The 15290-nt window shown below is 73.5% G+C and carries 15 protein-coding genes; 11 read left to right on the plus strand and 4 right to left on the minus strand.

The window, feature by feature from the left end; genetic code table 11:
- The first annotated feature begins 75 nt into the window (after nt 1-75).
- The 4 genes from MFF56_RS02920 to rsmD are packed head-to-tail and all read left to right on the plus strand — an operon-like array spanning nt 76 to nt 4440.
- Nucleotides 76-699: a LysE family translocator gene (locus MFF56_RS02920; RefSeq protein ID WP_238229392.1), complete on the plus strand. Its 624-nt coding sequence runs from the start codon at nt 76-78 to the stop codon at nt 697-699.
- Nucleotides 696-1868, plus strand: a complete 1173-nt coding sequence (locus MFF56_RS02925; protein WP_066920732.1) for a hypothetical protein — start codon at nt 696-698, stop codon at nt 1866-1868. Before MFF56_RS02920 ends, MFF56_RS02925 begins: the two co-directional genes overlap by 4 nt.
- Nucleotides 1869-1909: 41 nt before the next feature.
- Nucleotides 1910-3883, plus strand: coding sequence for a pseudouridine synthase (locus MFF56_RS02930; RefSeq protein WP_066920734.1), 1974 nt, complete (start codon nt 1910-1912; stop codon nt 3881-3883).
- Nucleotides 3880-4440 carry a 16S rRNA (guanine(966)-N(2))-methyltransferase RsmD gene (gene rsmD / locus MFF56_RS02935; protein ID WP_066920736.1) on the plus strand — a complete coding sequence of 187 codons (561 nt, stop codon included), beginning with the start codon at nt 3880-3882 and terminating at the stop codon, nt 4438-4440. The genes MFF56_RS02930 and rsmD overlap by 4 nt, the downstream gene beginning before the upstream one ends.
- 43 nt (nt 4441-4483) lie before the next feature.
- On the opposite strand, the gene MFF56_RS02940 is transcribed toward rsmD, so the two are convergent.
- Nucleotides 4484-5392 (minus strand): alpha/beta fold hydrolase, encoded by a 909-nt coding sequence (locus tag MFF56_RS02940; protein WP_066920738.1) that lies wholly within the window; start codon nt 5390-5392, stop codon nt 4484-4486.
- A 377-nt stretch (nt 5393-5769) separates the two neighbouring features.
- Here MFF56_RS02940 and MFF56_RS02945 point away from each other — a divergent pair, with 377 nt between their 5' ends.
- On the plus strand, nt 5770-6021 hold the full coding sequence (locus MFF56_RS02945) for a hypothetical protein (protein ID WP_066920740.1): 252 nt from the start codon (nt 5770-5772) through the stop codon (nt 6019-6021).
- Nucleotides 6022-6025: 4 nt separating this feature from the next.
- Here MFF56_RS02945 and MFF56_RS02950 read toward each other — a convergent pair whose 3' ends face one another.
- Both MFF56_RS02950 and MFF56_RS02955 read right to left on the minus strand, forming a co-directional pair.
- A complete protein-coding gene (locus tag MFF56_RS02950) occupies nt 6026-7042 on the minus strand; it encodes an alpha/beta fold hydrolase (RefSeq protein WP_066920741.1) in 1017 nt (338 codons plus the stop codon).
- Nucleotides 7043-7111: 69 nt separating this feature from the next.
- A complete protein-coding gene (locus MFF56_RS02955; RefSeq protein ID WP_066920743.1) occupies nt 7112-8974 on the minus strand; it encodes an ABC-F family ATP-binding cassette domain-containing protein in 1863 nt (620 codons plus the stop codon).
- A 116-nt stretch (nt 8975-9090) separates the two neighbouring features.
- Between MFF56_RS02955 and MFF56_RS02960 the strand changes: the two genes are divergently transcribed.
- On the plus strand, nt 9091-10026 hold the full coding sequence (locus tag MFF56_RS02960; protein ID WP_066920747.1) for an AEC family transporter: 936 nt from the start codon (nt 9091-9093) through the stop codon (nt 10024-10026).
- A 13-nt stretch (nt 10027-10039) separates the two neighbouring features.
- Here the strand turns inward: MFF56_RS02960 and MFF56_RS02965 are convergent, their stop codons facing one another.
- Complete coding sequence (locus MFF56_RS02965; RefSeq protein ID WP_066920745.1) at nt 10040-10945, minus strand: UDP-3-O-acyl-N-acetylglucosamine deacetylase; 906 nt, start codon at nt 10943-10945, stop codon at nt 10040-10042.
- A gap of 377 nt (nt 10946-11322) precedes the next feature.
- Between MFF56_RS02965 and MFF56_RS02970 the strand changes: the two genes are divergently transcribed.
- From MFF56_RS02970 to MFF56_RS02990, 5 genes are all read left to right on the plus strand, one after another.
- Nucleotides 11323-12009, plus strand: coding sequence for a Crp/Fnr family transcriptional regulator (locus MFF56_RS02970; protein WP_066920679.1), 687 nt, complete (start codon nt 11323-11325; stop codon nt 12007-12009).
- Nucleotides 12010-12017: 8 nt separating this feature from the next.
- Nucleotides 12018-13115, plus strand: a complete 1098-nt coding sequence (locus tag MFF56_RS02975; protein WP_066920681.1) for an ABC transporter ATP-binding protein — start codon at nt 12018-12020, stop codon at nt 13113-13115.
- Entirely contained in the window at nt 13112-14017 is a 906-nt protein-coding gene (locus MFF56_RS02980; protein WP_082772790.1) for an ABC transporter permease, read from the plus strand. The genes MFF56_RS02975 and MFF56_RS02980 overlap by 4 nt, the downstream gene beginning before the upstream one ends.
- 19 nt (nt 14018-14036) lie before the next feature.
- Nucleotides 14037-14801: an ABC transporter permease gene (locus MFF56_RS02985; RefSeq protein WP_066918024.1), complete on the plus strand. Its 765-nt coding sequence runs from the start codon at nt 14037-14039 to the stop codon at nt 14799-14801.
- Nucleotides 14802-15025: 224 nt separating this feature from the next.
- On the plus strand, nt 15026-15190 hold the full coding sequence (locus MFF56_RS02990) for a Flp family type IVb pilin (RefSeq protein WP_082772789.1): 165 nt from the start codon (nt 15026-15028) through the stop codon (nt 15188-15190).
- Nucleotides 15191-15290 lie beyond the last annotated feature (100 nt).

Raw genomic sequence — 15290 nt, forward strand, 5'->3', positions numbered from 1 at the left:
GCCCGACCGGGCCGCCTCTTTGCATGCGGGGAACCGTGATTTGAGGCCGGCGCGCGCCCGCGCTATCAGGCGGGCATGACGCTCCAGACGTGGTGGCTCTTCCTCGGCGCGGTCTTCCTGCTCTCGGGAACGCCCGGCCCGAACATGCTGCACGTGATGACCCGCAGCGCGCGCTACGGGCTGGGGCCGAGCGTCTTCGCGATGGCCGGCTGCCTGTCGGGCCTCGTTCTTGTGCTGCTCGCGGCCGCCGCCGGCCTCGGTGCGGTTCTGGCGGCCTCGCCGCTGCTGTTCGAGGGTCTACGCTACGCGGGGGTGGCCTATCTCACCTGGGCGGGGATCCGGTCCTGGCGCGGCGGGGGCGCGGCCGCCGATCCCGCCACGGGCCTCGCGCCCGCACCCGCCGCCGCAGGCCTGTTCCGCGGCGGCTTCCTGATCGGGGTGAGCAACCCGAAGCTCCTGATGTTCGTGGCGGCCTTCCTGCCGCAATTCATCGATCCGGCTCGCGCGCAGGCGCCGCAATTCGTCGTGCTGATCCTCACCTTCGCGGCGGCGGAGGCGCTCTGGTACGGCGTCTACGGGATCGGCGGCCGGCGGATCGCCCGGTTGCTGGTCCGGCCCGGCGCGCGGCGCCTGTTCGATCGGGCGACGGGAGCGATCTTCCTCGGCTTCGGCGCCGCGTTGCTGGGCGGGCGCCCGTGAGCCGAACCCTCGACTCCGCCCGGATCCGCGACCTCGAAGGCCCGCAGGAGGAGGACGGCCCTGCACGGGGCGGCGACATCGCCGCGCGCCTGCACGCCTTCCGCAGCCTCGGCGGCAATTGCGAGTTCGGCTTCGTGCAGCGCTACGGCGGCGCGGAGCCCTCGGGGCTGCTGCGCTTCTCCTACACGCCGCTCCCGGACCTGATCCACGCGCTCGACACCGACCTCTCGGAGTTCGGCGCGCCGGGCGACCTTCACCTCGCCGAGGCCGAGAGCGGGACCTACTACTGCGCGAGCCGCCGCTACGGGATCTGGTCGAACACGGCGCAGACGGTCGGCGCCGTCGATCCTGCGGCGCTCTTGGAGCGCGAATACGGCCGCGTCGCCCACCTGAAGCGGCGGATGCTGGAGGAACTCGGCCAGGGCTCGAAGATCCTCGTGCGCAAGGTCGGGAGCGCGGACGACCCGGCCGATCTCGAGCGCTTGGTCCGGGCGATCCGGCGGCACGGCCCGTCCAGGCTGCTGCGCGTCGCGGCGGCCGGCCCGGACTGGAAGCCCGAACCGGCCCGCTGGGTCGGGGACGGCATCCTGGAGGGACATGTCCGCCGGTTCGCCCCCCAGGAGGAGGCCTGGGACGTCGATCTCGAGCCCTGGCTCCTCCTCTGCGACAGCGCCGAACGGCTCTGCCGCGGGCAAAGTCCCGAGCCGGTGCGCCCCTCGGCGCTGCCCGTGCGGACGTTCCCCGGCCTGCGCGCGCACACCGCGCGCGGGGCGGAGATCTCCTCGTTCCGGCAGGATTGCGATGCCCGGGCCCTACCGCACGGACCGGTCCACACGTTCTCGGCCTGGATCTGGTTGCCGAAGAGCTTCGCGGGCGAGGCGCTCTTCGCGGCGATCGACTACGAGCGGCTCGCCTGCACCGGGGCCGACCTCGCGCGCCGCGGCGCGTGGCAGCGGATCTGGGTCTCGGCGCGAATCCCGGACGAGCGCGAGCGGATCCGCATCGGGCTCGTCGCCCGCGCGCCCCGCGGCCAGCGGTTCTGGTCGACGGGCTGGCGCCTCGACGAGGGACCGCTGCCGCCGCCGGACCCGGAGCCCGGCATCCGGCCCGCGACCGGCCTCGGATCCTGGCTGGCCAGGCTGCGAGGTCGTGCGCGGGGCCGTATCTGACGTCTCGCGCGCCGGGTCGGCCTCTGTTATGGGCTTGGCCCATGAGCGACAATTCATCCGAGAGCGGCCGCGACGGGCGGGCCGACGAGCCGTCCGCACAGGCCTGGACGCCCGCGACCGACGCCAACACCCAGAAGCCGGACCCCGATCGGCGGCCCAAGGCCCGCGACGCGCGGGCGGAGCGCGTGGGCGGCGACGCCCCCCTGCGCCGCCGCGCGCCGGAGCCGGCCACGAAGGCGCCTCCGTCCGCGGCTCCCGAGGAGAGCGCCTTCGAGGGCGAGCGGATCGCCAAGGCGATCGCGCGCGCCGGCATCGCCTCGCGGCGGGACGTCGAGGCGATGATCGCGGCGGGCCGCGTCAGCCTCAACGGGCAGGTGCTCGATTCGCCGGCCGTGAACGTCACGGAATCCGACCGCATCCTCATCGACGGCGAGCCTTTGCCGGAGCGCGAGCGGACACGACTCTGGATCTTCCACAAGCCCCGCGGCCTCGTCACCACGGCGCGCGACCCCGAGGGGCGCCAGACCGTGTTCGAGGCATTGCCGGAGGACATGCCCCGGGTCGTGGCGATCGGCCGGCTCGACATCAACACCGAGGGCCTGCTGCTGCTCACGAACGACGGCGGGCTGGCCAAGGTCATCGCCCACCCGGACACGGGCTGGCTGCGCCGCTACCGCGTGCGCGCCCACGGCGACACGGACCAGGCGCAGCTCGACCGGCTGCGCAAGGGCGTGACCATCGACGGGATGGAGTACGGCCCCGTCGAGGCGACGCTCGACCGGGTCCAGGGCGACAACCTCTGGATCACGATGGGCCTGCGCGAGGGCAAGAACCGCGAGGTCAAGCGCATCCTCGAACATCTGGGTCTCCAGGTGAACCGGCTGATCCGGCTCTCCTTCGGCCCCTTCCAACTCGGCGACCTCGAGATGGGGCTGACCGAGGAGATCCGCACGAAGGTGCTGAAGGAGCAGCTCGGCAAGACGCTGGCCGAGCAGGCCGGCGTCGATTTCGAGAGCCCGGTGCGCGAGCCGATCGCGCCCTTCGGCTCGCCGAAGCAGAAGGAGACCCCGCAGCAGCAGGAGGGCGGTCGCCAGGAGGGCCGTCCCGAGCGCCGGAGCCGCGACGATGCGCGGGGCGAGCGTCCGTGCCGCGAGGATCGCGGCGAGCGCCCGGACCGGCCCGCGCGCCAGGCGACGCCCGAGCGCGTGCCGACCGGCGGCATGGGCCCGGGCCCGCGCCGCTCGGTCTGGCGGGCCGACGAGGGCGAGGCCCAGCGGCCCGGCCGTCCTCCCCGCCGCGGCGCCGACCCGAAGATCGAGCGCGCGGCCGCTGCCGAGCGCGGACGCGAGCGCGTCGGCGCCATCAAGAGCGGCGAGCGGCGCGTGCTGGTCGAGCGTCTGGGCCCCAGCCCTCAGGAGCCGGCTCCCGAGGCGCCGAAGCGGCGCGGGCGCTACGCCCGTTCGGACGAGGCGGGCGCGCCCCGCGCGGAGGCACGTCCGCAGCGCTACCCGCGCGACGAGGCCCGCGGCGAGCGGGCAGCCCACCCCGACCGCGCTCCGCGCCCGGATCGCGCTCCGCGTCCCGACCGAGCGGCGCGGACCGACCGGCCGGCGCGCCCCGAGCGCGCCCCCCGGGCGGAGGGTGCGGAACGGCCGCGCGGCGAGCGCGCGCCGCGTGCCGAGGGCCGGTTCACGGGAGCTGAGCGGCCTCAGGGTCGCGGCTTCGGGGATAAGGGTGCCGGCGCCCGCCCGGGCGGCGGCAAGTTCGGTGCTGGAAAGTTCGGTGCTGGAAAGCCCGGTAGCGGCAAGTTCGGCGATAGGCCGGGCGGCGACAGGCCCGCGGGCTTCAAGGGCGGGGCCAAGCCCGGGGGCTTCGGCGGACGCAGCGAAGGCGGCGCCCGGTCGGGCGGCTTCAAGGGTGGCGGCAAGCCCGGTGGCGGGCGTCCGGCCGGTGCGGGCGGCAGGCCCGGCGGCGGAGGGCGTCCGGGGGGCCGGCCGCCGCGCGGGGACCGGTGAGGATCGTCGGCGGGGCTTGGCGCGGCCGACGCCTCGCCACGCCCCGCACGGACGCGATCCGCCCGACATCGGACCGGCTGCGCGAGGCGTTGTTCAACGTGCTGGCCCACGCCCACGACGACCCCGTACCGGGCGCGCGGGTGCTCGACCTCTTCGCCGGCACCGGAGCCCTGAGCTTCGAAGCCCTGTCGCGCGGTGCCGCCTACGCGCTCCTCGTCGATGAGGGTACCGAAGCGCGGGGTGTGATCCGCTCCAACATCGAGACCTTCGGGGCGGAGGGCACGACCCGCCTGTTCCGGCGCGACGCGACGAAGCTCGGCCCGATGGGGCCCGGGGCGCCCTACGGCCTCGTCTTCTGCGATCCGCCCTACGGCCGCAACCTCGCGCCCACGGCACTGGCGAGCGCCGCCGCGGGCGGTTGGCTTGCGCCGAACGCGCTGGTCGTCGTGGAAGAGTCAGGTTCCGCCGCCGTGACGCTGCCCGAGGGTTTCCAAGAACTCGAGCGGCGCAGCTACGGCGAGACGGCCGTGGTGCTCGGACGCTTCGGAACGCCCTAAGGCTCGCTCCATCGCCACCGCGCGGGAGAACGGACGACGATCTTCAGCCCGTCAGAAAATCACGCATCGCCCGCAGCGTCTCTTCCGCATTCTCCTCCGGAAGGAAGTGCCCGCCCGCGATTGATGCGCCGACCGCGTTCGGCGCAAGGGTGCGCCGCCACGCTTCCAGCGCGGTCTCCGACTTGTCCTTGTCGAGATAGTCGCGGCTCGACAGGACCAGCACCGGCATGGCGAGCGTCCGGCCCGCCGCGATGTCGGCCTCGTCGGCGGCGCGGTCCGGGCCGGCGCCGGCCCGGTAATCCTCGCACATGGCGTGGATCCGGTCCGGCACGTTCCAGGCCTGCCGGTAGAGGTCGAGCGCGCGAGAGTCGAAGGCTCCGAGGTCGTGCTCCGCCGCCCACGCCTTCAGCAAGTCCTCGAAGTAGGCGTCGGGCCCGGCCGCGATCTTCTGCTCGGGGCCGGGGGCCGGCTCGGCCAGGAAGCGCCAGTGCGGGTTCATGCCGGGCCGGCTCGCGATGCGCTCCCACTGCACCGAGGTCGGCACGATATCGACGAGCATCAGCCGCGAGACCCGGCCGGGGTCGTCCAGGGCGAGGCGGTAGGCGACCCGCGCGCCGCGGTCGTGCCCAGCGACAGCGAAGTGGACGTGGCCGACCCGCTCCATCAGAGCCACGATCTCCCGGCCGAGCGTGCGCTTGGCGTAGGCCTCGTGCGCCGGGTCGCCCGTTGGCGCGGCCGACCAGCCGTAGCCCTTGAGGTCGAGACAGAGCACCCGGTGGTCGCGGGCGAGGTCGGGCGCGATCCGGTGCCACATCGCGTGACTCTCGGGAAAGCCGTGGAGCAGGAGAAGCGGCGGCGCCTCTTCGGGCCCGCCGGCCCGCGCGAAGGCCTTGCCCCAGGGCGCCTCGAGCCAGAGCGCCTCGAAGCCCGGAAACAGATCGGCGCCGTCCATGTGCTCGTGATCTCCCGCGTCGCGACATCGTCAACGCGGCCGGGCGTGGCGGGCTCCGTGCCGACTCAGCCGATCTGCGTGAGCAGGGTGAACGCCCCGAAGGCCAGCACCGAGACGACGGCGACCGCGAGCAGGATCAGGGCCGCGCGCGATTCCCTGAGTTCCGGCGACATGCCCACCTCCGCGTTCTACCCTCTGCGCCGGCCTATGCACCGGCCCGGACTGTGCCAGCGTAAGCGGTCCGCGCCGCCCGGCACAACGGGCGGGTGGGATGCGCGATGTGCCGCACCGCACAGATTGCAGCGATGACCGAACCTAGCTTGGCCGCAATCGGGCGTGGCGTGCTCCGCCCCGCCGTTGGAGACAGGATCGCGGTCATGTCATCGCATCGTCGCGCCGTCGCACTCGCCGGCCTGCTCGCCGGCCTCGTCGCACTCCCGACGCTGGCCACCGCCCGCGAGTTGCACCCTGCCAAGCCATCGGCGCAGCAGGCGGCAAAGCCGCCGAGCCGGGCGGCGATCGCCGCCTCGGAGGGTTTCACGGCCCGGATGAGCCGTCTCGACGCCCTGATGGGCGGCCCGCGGCAGATCGCGCCGCGCTCCCGCTCGGCCAGCGCCCTCGCGAACTGACCCCTCAGGCCAGCTCGGCCAGGAAGGCGTCGTAGCGGGCGCGGACCTCACCGAGCCGCTCGAAATGCGGGAAGGCGCCGGTCGGCAGCGCCGCGATCTGCCAGTTCGGCCGGGCGGCGAAGCGCGGCGCATCCCTGTAATCGACGAAGTCGCCCCGCTCCCCGTGCAGCATCAGCACCGGTAGCCAGAGCGCCTCGTAGAGCCGGGTCGTGTCGGTCGGGAACAGGTAGCCGGACACGAAGCTGAACGGGGCGTGCTCCGCGCCCGGCTGGTGCGTCGTGGCGTAATCGTAGTCGAGCAGCCCCTCGTCGATCTCCGGCGAGCCCCAGGTCTTCTCCAGGAAGAAACGCAGGCTCGGCCGGCTGGTCAGCGCGTCGAAGAGCGCCCGGCCGTGCGGCGGCGCGTCGAGGAGCGCCCGCGTCGTCGGGCGGCGCCGGTCTCCGTCGGGAGCTCCGCGGCCCGAGAGCCGCGCGTCGAAGCCCGCCGGGCTGATCAGCGCAAGGCTGCGGTAGTCCTGCGCCCGCTCCAGCGCCGCGCGGGCGAGGTAGGCGCAGGAGAGCGATAGCCCCAGCGCGTCGATCCGCACGCCGCCGTGCCGACGCCGAATCTCGCCGGCCGCCGCGTGGATCGCCTCGACCATCAGGCCCGGCGTGTAGGCGCGCCGGGACCGCTCCGAGAAGCCGAAGCCCGGCAGGTCGAGGGCGTAGACCGGGCGCTCGCGCCGGTAGACCCCGTAGAGCGGGCGCACCTCGTAGGCGCTCGCTGCCGCGTTGATCGAGTGGACGAGGAGCAGCGGCACCCCGGCAGCTGCGTCGTCCCCGTAGAACGACACGCGGCCGGCGCGGGCGGTATCGAGGTCCTCGCGGCGGCCGGGTAGGGCCGGGTGGAGCGGAACCCGATGCGGCACGGCGAGCCGGCTCCAGGCAAGCCAGGCCGCCGCCCCGCCGAGAGCCGCGATGCCGAGCCCTTTCGCGGCGCCCCGCGCCAGGACCGGTCCGATGCTGTGGGGTCGCCGTGCCATGCCCGTCCCGTTCCGCCGTCTCGCTCGTCTCGGGCGACAACGCTGCGGCCGCGACCCCGTTGCGGCGGATCACGCCGCCTCGATCTCGGCGCTCAGGTTCAGCCACTCCTCTTCCGCCAGGGCGAGCGCGTCGGCGGCCTCGGCGCGCATGCGGGCGATCTCGCCGGCCTTGGCAGCGTTCTCGCGGAAGGCGGTACCGTCCTCGAGCGCCGCGTCGATCTTGGCGATGGCGGCCGTGAGCTTGGTCATGCGGGCCTCGACACCCTCCAGGCGCTTGCGGAGCGGCGCGAGCGCGGCGCGGCGCTCGACGCCCGCGCGGCGGGCCTCGGCCTGCTTGCCGCCGGTGCCCTCCGCGTCGCGCTCCTCCCGCTCGGGGCCGGCCAGCACGAGGCGGCGGTAATCGTCCATGTCGCCGTCGAAGGTCTTCACCGTGCCGTCGGAGACCAGCCAGAGCCGGTCGGCGCAGGCCTCGACCAGGAAGCGGTCGTGGCTCACCAGAATGACGGCGCCCTCGTAGTCGTTGATCGCCTCGACGAGCGCCTGCCGGCTCTCGATGTCGAGGTGGTTGGTCGGCTCGTCGAGGATCAGGAGGTGCGGCCCGCGGAATGCCGCGAGCCCCATCAGCAGGCGCGCCTTCTCGCCGCCCGAGAGCTGCTGCACCGGAGTGTCGGCCTTGGCGGCGCCGAAGCCGAGGCGGGCGGCGGCCGAGCGCACCTTGGCCTCCGGCTCGCCGGGCATCAGGGTGCGCACATGCGCGACCGCGCTCTCGGCGGGCCTGAGTTCGTCGAGCTGGTGCTGGGCGAAGTAGGCGACATCCATCTTGGAGGAGCGCTTCACCTGGCCCGTGAGCGGGGGCAGGCGCCCGCCGATCAGCTTGCAGAAGGTCGATTTGCCGTTGCCGTTGGCGCCCAAGAGCGCCACCCGGTCGTCGGGCGCGAGGCTGAGGTTCAGCCCCGAGAGCACGATCCGGTCGGCGTAGCCCGCCTGCACCCGCTCCATCGCGACGATCGGCGGCGAGAGCGGCTTCTCCGGGCTCGGCAGGTGGATCACCGGCACGTCGTCCTCGATCAAGGCGGCGATCGGCTCCATCTTGGCGAGCCGCTTCATGCGCGACTGAGCCTGCCGCGCCTTGGTGGCCTTGGCCTTGAAGCGGTCGATGAAGCTCTGGAGATGGGCGCGCTCGACGTCCTGCTTGGCCTTGGCCTTGGCCTGGAGCACGCGCTTCTCGGCGAGCTGGCGCGCGAAGCTGGTGTAGCCGCCGCGGTAGATCGTGAGCTTGCCGCGGTCGAGGTGGAGGATGTGGTCCACGCTCTCGTCCAAGAGGTCGCGGTCGTGGCTGATGATGATCGCGGTGCGCGGATAGCTCTGCAGGTAGTCGTAGAGCCAGAGCGTGCCCTCGATGTCGAGGTAGTTGGTCGGCTCGTCGAGGAGCAGCAGGTCGGGCTCGGAGAACAGCACGGCGGCGAGCGCCACGCGCATGCGCCAGCCGCCGGAGAAGTCCGCGCAGGGTCGGGCCTGCGCCGCCGCGTCGAAGCCGAGGCCGTGCAGAATCGCGGCCGCGCGGGCCGGGGCGGAGTGGGCGCCGATATCGACCAGCCGGGTCTCGATCTCGGCCCGGCGGATCCCGTCCGCGGTCTCGGCCTCCCGCATCAGGCGGGCGCGCTCGGTGTCGGCGGCGAGCACCACCGCGTGCAGGGTCTCGGGGCCGGCCGGCGCCTCCTGCGCGACCGCGCCGATGCGCATGCCCTTCGGCATGCCGATCGCCTTGTCGTCCGTCGGCAGGTCGCCGAGGATCGCCCGGAACAGGGTGGTCTTGCCGGCGCCGTTGCGCCCGACGAGGCCGACCCGCGCGCCCTCGGGGATGGTGAAGCTCGCCCCGTCCAGGATGACGCGATCGCCGATGCGGTAGGTGAGGTCGTTGACGCGCAGCATGGCCCGCGTTCTGGCCGGGGCCGGGTGCGGTTGCAAGGGGACGCGCGGGCGGGCGGTGTCACCGGCGCATGGCGGCCGCGCTTCCCGCGGCGGCGCGGGCCGGTATACCGCGCGCCATGACCCTGACGATTCTCGCGGCGCTCGTGCCGATCGCGCTCCTGATCGGCCTCGGCGCCGGCCTGAGACGTTGGGGTTTCCTGGCGCCCGCCTTCTGGCCGCAGGCGGAGCGGCTCGCCTACTACGTGCTCCTGCCGAGCCTGCTCGTGCACGGCCTCGCCACGGCGCGCCTCGACGGCGTGCCCGTCCTCGAACTCGCCGCCGTATTGGTGCTCTCGACGGCGTGCGTCGCGGGGGTGCTCGTCGCCGCGCGCCCGCTGTTCCGGATCGACGGGGCGGCCTTCACCTCGGTGTTCCAGGGCGGCATCCGCTTCAACAACTACGTGGGCGTCTCGGCGGCGGCGGGGCTCTACGGGGCGCAGGGCGTCGCGCTGGCAGCGGTGGCCAACGCCGCGATCGTGCCGACCGTCAACGTGCTCTGCGTGCTGATCTTCGCCCGCTACGGCACTGCCGAGCGGGCGCGGCCCGGCATGATCCTGCGGCAGCTCGCCCTCAACCCGCTGGTGCTCGGCAGCCTCGGCGGCATCGTCCTGCAGGCGGCGCACGTTCCCCTGCCGCCGGGCCTCGAGCCCGCCCTGAAGGCTCTGGGCCTGGCCTCCCTGCCGCTCGGCCTGCTCTGCGTCGGGGCGGCGCTCGATTTCGGCACGGCGCGGGCCTGGATCCGGCCCGTGGCGGCGGCCTCCCTGTTCAAGTTCGGGCTGATGCCGGCAGCGACGGTGCTCGCCTGCCTCGCGCTCGGGCTCAGCGGCCCGGCCGCGGTGACGGCGCTGCTGTTCCAGGCGCTGCCGACCGCCTCGTCGGCCTACATCATGGCGCGCCAGCTCGGCGGCGATGCGCCCCTGATGGCCGGCATCACGGCGACCCAGACCGTGCTGGCAGCGGCCCTGCTGCCGCTGGTGATGATCGGCCTCGTCGCCCTCGCGGGTCTGACCTGAGCGGGGCTGCCGTTCAGACCAACTCCCAGGCGTCCGGCTCCGCCATCAGCTTGGACACCAGCGCGTGGTTCAGCTCGTGGCCCGTATGCGCCGCCCTGACGTGCCCGAGCAGGGGGTGACCGATCAGCGCGAGGTCGCCGACGAGGTCGAGCGCGCGGTGCCGCACGGGCTCGTCCGGCACGTGCATGCCGCCGACGACGCGGCTCCCGACGATCCCCGCCGTCGTCCGGAGGTTCGCGCCGCGCAGCACTGGCTTCCCGGTCAGGAAGCTGTAGAGCTTCAACGGCACCGCCCATTTCAGCCGTCCGAAGCTGCGCGAGGGCGCGAGATCGCGGTCGAAGGTCGCCGCATCGACGGGCCCGGTCCAGTCCATGGCCGGGAAGCGCGCCAGGGCGAGATGCGCCGAGACGCGGAGATGGTCGCAGGGCTCGACGCTCAACGAACGCTCGCCCATCCGCACCGCGACTGAACGCCGTAGCCGCAGAGACCGGCGTGGAGCGTCCTGCTCGATACGGCCAGCCCCGCGGATGCCCGCGCACCAGGGCAGGGCGCTGCCGTCGAAGATCGGCAGTTCCTCGGCATCGATCTCAACCAGCGCGTTGTCGATGCGGTGGGCGGAAAGCGCCGCCATCAGGTGCTCGACAGTGCGCACGAGGACGCCGTCGGGCGAGCGGAGCGCCGTGCACAGCGGCTGCGATTCGCGGTGACGCCAGAGCGCCGGCACCTCGGCGATCTGTCCGCCCTTCAGCCGGCGCCGGAATAGGATGCCGGCGCCGGGAGCGGCCGGCGAGACCCGCACATGCGCCCGGCGACCGGTATGCAGCCCCGGCCCGGCGCGTTCGAAGACGGCGGCAAGCGTCGCCTGCCGGGCGCCCCGCACCGCGGTCTGGGGCAGGATCGTCGAGAGGGGGGCGGACATCGCGCGGATTCGGTCGGGGCCGGAAGAGGCGCGAGGGCCGGCGGAGTGCCGGTTCGACCGGCCGGCGCGGCCCGCCGGGCCCCCCGGGGCCGGCCGCGCTCGGCCAGGGGACCTCGGTAGCGCGGGGCCAGGGCACCGGGAAGCGGCCCGCGTCTCACAATGGTGTCAGCGCGGCCCATCCACCCGAATCGTGCGGCGGGCGGGCGGGAATGGCCGGCCCAGCCTTGACCGCACCGGAGGGTGCCGTCACGATCGAGCGGTACGTCACGGCCACGTCGAAGCCCCGACCCGGACCAACCGGCCACGGGGCGCCTCCTGCGAAGAACCGGCTCCCGGGTCCCGCGGCGACGGGCCCGCGCAGCGAGGGGCTTATCCGGATGGCGCGGCTGTCCACCATACCGTTCTTCAAGGAGCCGGGCATCGACCTCGCTCCGTTCGAGACCCGCTGCCACTGGCGCCGCTTCGACGAGCACGAAGTGCTGGTCGATTTCGACGACATCTCCACGGACGTCTACTTTCTGGCGGGCGGCGAGGTGCGCATCCTCAACCGCACCCAGTCGGGCAAGGAAGTGATTCTCGGCGAGATGCGCGGCGGCGCCTTCTTCGGCGAGCTGTCCGCGATCGACGGGGTCGGGCGCTCGGCCAACGTCACGGCGCTCACCCGTGGCGAGGTCTGCGTGGTACCGGCCGCCGTGTTCCGGCAGATCGTGTTCGCCTCCGAGCCCATCGCCGACCGGCTGTTCCGCCTGCTCGCTAAGCGCGTGCGCGAGTTGAACACCCGTCTGATGGAGCACGCGCTGCTCGACCTGCGCCACCGGCTCTACGCCGAGCTCCTGCGCCTCTCGGTGCCGCGGGCGGGCGGGGGCGACGAGCGGGTGGTGAGCCCGCCGCCCTATCACCACGTGCTCGCCGCCCGCATCGGCTGCCGCCGCGAGCAGGTGACCCGCGAGTTCACCGCCATGGCGAGCGAGGGGCTGGTCGACCGCACTCGCGGCGCCCTGGTGATCCGCCGGCCGGACCTCTTGGAGGCCCGCGTCGCCGAGGCGCTGCGCGAGGACGGCTGAGCGGGATCGTGGCCGCGACGACCGAGGCCTCCGCGCCGCTCCTGCGGCTCGCGGGCGTGACGAAGCGCTTCGGCGGCGCGGCGGCCGTCGATGCCGTCGATCTCGCGCTCGCCGAGAACGAGGTGTTCTGCCTGCTCGGCCCTTCGGGCTGCGGCAAGAGCACGCTGCTGCGCCTGATCGCCGGCTTCGAGCAGCCGGATGCCGGTACGATCCGGCTGGGCACGCAGGATCTCACCGGGCTGCCCGCACACCGGCGCCCGATCAACATGATGTTCCAGTCCTACGCGCTGTTCCCACACATGAGCGTGTCGCGGAACGTCGCCTACGGCCTCGCGGATCGGCCCCGCGCGGAGCGGGCCGCACGCGTGGCGGACCTGCTGCGGATGGTGCGCCTGGAGGATTTCGCCGATCGCCGGCCGGACACGCTGTCGGGTGGCCAGCGCCAGCGGGTGGCGCTCGCCCGCGCGCTCGCCCGCGAGCCCCGGCTGCTGCTGCTCGACGAGCCGCTGACCGCCCTCGACCGGGCGCTCCGGGAGGAGACCCAGAGCGAGCTCCGCGCCCTGCAGCGGCGCCTGCGCACGAGCTTCATCGTGGTCACGCACGATCCGGAGGAGGCGATGCGGCTCGCCGACCGGGTCGGCGTGATGGCGCAGGGGCGCATCGTGCAGGTCGGGGCGACGGCCGAGCTCTACGACCGGCCCGCGAGCCGCTACGTGGCGGGGCTACTCGGCGACGTGAACCTGATCCCGGGCCGGCTCGGTCCGGGCGAGCCGGGCGGCCTCCGGGCAGTCGAGATCGCGTCCGGATCCCTGCGCGCCCGCTCTCCCGCCGCCGACTTGTCCGAGGGGGACGCGGTCGTGGTGGCGGTGCGTCCGGAGCGGGTCGCGCTCGGGCCGGACCAGGCGGGGGAGGGCGCCACGGTGGGGATCCCGGCGACGGTCGCGGAGCGCGTATTTCTTGGGGACCGCATCGCCCGCACCCTGCATCTCGGGGACGGCAGCGCGGTCCGCGCGAGCGGCCCGCCCGAGGGCGCGGACGCCTTCCCGGCCGGCGCCCGCGTGCGCCTGCGCTTCGCCGCCGAGGCGGCCACCATCCTGCCGGCATGAGGGCGCGGGCGGGAGAGCGCTGGCGCGCGCGCCTGGTGCGGCTGCCGCCGCTCATCTGGCTCACGGCCTTCTTCCTGGTGCCGTTCCTGATCACCCTTAAGATCAGCCTCTCGGACGCCGCCACCGCGATGCCGCCCTACCTGCCTGTGCTTGACTGGCAGGGGGGCCGGGAGGGCTGGGCGAGCTTCCTCGAAGCGCTCGACTTCGAGAACTACGCGGTGCTCTGGTTCGACACGTTCTACCGCGACGCCGCGCTCAGCTCGCTCGCCTACGCGGGTACGGCGAGCCTCGTCCTCGTGCTCTTCGGCACGCCGCTCGCCTACGCGCTTGCCCGGGCGCCCGCGCGGCTTCAGACGCTCCTCGTCGCGCTGGTGGTGGTGCCGTTCTGGACGAGCTTCCTCGTGCGGGTCTACGCCTGGATCGCGATCCTGAAGCCCGAGGGGCTGCTGAACGCGGGCCTGCTCCGCCTCGGCCTGATCGCGCGCCCCCTGGAGATCCTGAACACGCCGGCCGCCGTACTGATCGGCCTCGTCTACGCCTACCTGCCCTTCATGGTGCTGCCGCTCTACGCCGTGATGAGCCGCCTCGACGGCAGCTTGCGCGAGGCCGCCGCCGACCTCGGGGCCGGGCCGGTACGGGCGTTCTGGAGCGTGACCCTGCCGCTCGCCGCCCCCGGCATCGCGGCAGGCGCCCTGCTCTGCTTCATCCCGATGGTCGGCGAGTTCGTCATTCCGGACCTGCTCGGGGGCTCCGACACGCTGATGCTCGGGCGCGTCCTGTGGAGCGAGTTCTTCTCGAACCGCGACTGGCCGCTGGCCTCCGCGGTCGCCGTGCTGCTCCTGCTCATCGTGATCGGCCCGGTCCTGCTGTTTCGCGGCGCCGGCCGGGAGGCGGCCCGGTGATCCGGCGGGCGCGTCGACCATGAGTCTGTTCCTGCGCGCCGTGCTTGGGCTCGGGCTCGCCTTCCTGTACGCGCCGATCCTGGTCCTGGCGGCCTACTCGTTCAACGCCTCGCGGCTCGTCACCGTCTGGGGCGGCTTCTCGACCCGCTGGTACGCGGCGCTCCTCGCGGATGGGCCGCTCGTCGCCGCCGCCTGGGTCTCGCTCCGCGTGGCCCTCGCCTCCGGCGCCGTCGCCACCGTGCTCGGGACGCTCGCGGCCCTGGCGCTCGCCCGGCACGGGCGCTTCCGCTCCCGTCCGCTGCTCGTCGGCCTCGTCTTCGCCCCGATGGTGATGCCCGAGGTGATCGTCGGCCTGTCGCTCCTGCTGCTCTTCGTCGGCATCGGGCTCGACCGGGGCGTCGGCACCCTCGTGATCGCGCATGCGACCTTCTGCACGGGCTTCGTCGCCGTGGTCGTCGGCGCGCGCCTGCGCGGCCTCGACCGCAGCCTCGAGGAGGCCGCCGCCGATCTCGGCGCCGGTCCCGTGCGGGTCTTCGCGACCGTGACCCTGCCGCTGCTCGGGCCGGCCGTGCTGGCGGGCTTCCTGCTCGCCTTCACCCTTTCGCTCGATGATCTCGTCATCGCGAGCTTCGTCTCAGGCCCCGGCGCCACCACGCTGCCGATGCGCCTCTACAGCCAGGTCCGGCTCGGGGTGAACCCGGAGATCAATGCCGCCTCGACGCTGCTCGTGCTGGCCGTCACGCTCGCGGTCCTCGGCGCCTCCCACCTCAGCGCCCGGCGCTGAACGACGGACCTGCGTACAACCCGTTGGCGCACAACTCTCTGGCGCATTCGCGCCATCACGGCACCGCGATCAAGATTTGCAGGTGTTTAGGTCGAGTTTTCCCCGATCGCACGACAGGTTTCCTTCCGCGGCGAGACTCCGTTAAGTTGTATCCTGCTAACTCTCCGCCGTCGGGAGCGCTGGTCCGAGGCCGGACGGGCACCACGAACGGAGTGCGAGAGGACATGATGCAGCTGATCACCCGCTTCCTTAAGGATCGCGACGGTGCGACCGCGATCGAGTACGGCATGATCGCGGCGCTCATCGCCGTGGTGATCATCGGCACGCTGCAGATCATCGGCACGCAGCTCAACGCGAAGTTCAACAGCATCTCGGCCCAGCTGAACTGACCGGGCGGCGCGGACGCGCCCGATGGACCGGTCCGCTCGCGGATCCGGCTCACCCGGGCCCTCTTCGGGCCCGCGACGACGAGGAACTTGTCCCGTGGCC

The organism is Methylobacterium hispanicum, from assembly GCF_022179285.1.
Lineage (GTDB): Bacteria > Pseudomonadota > Alphaproteobacteria > Rhizobiales > Beijerinckiaceae > Methylobacterium > Methylobacterium hispanicum.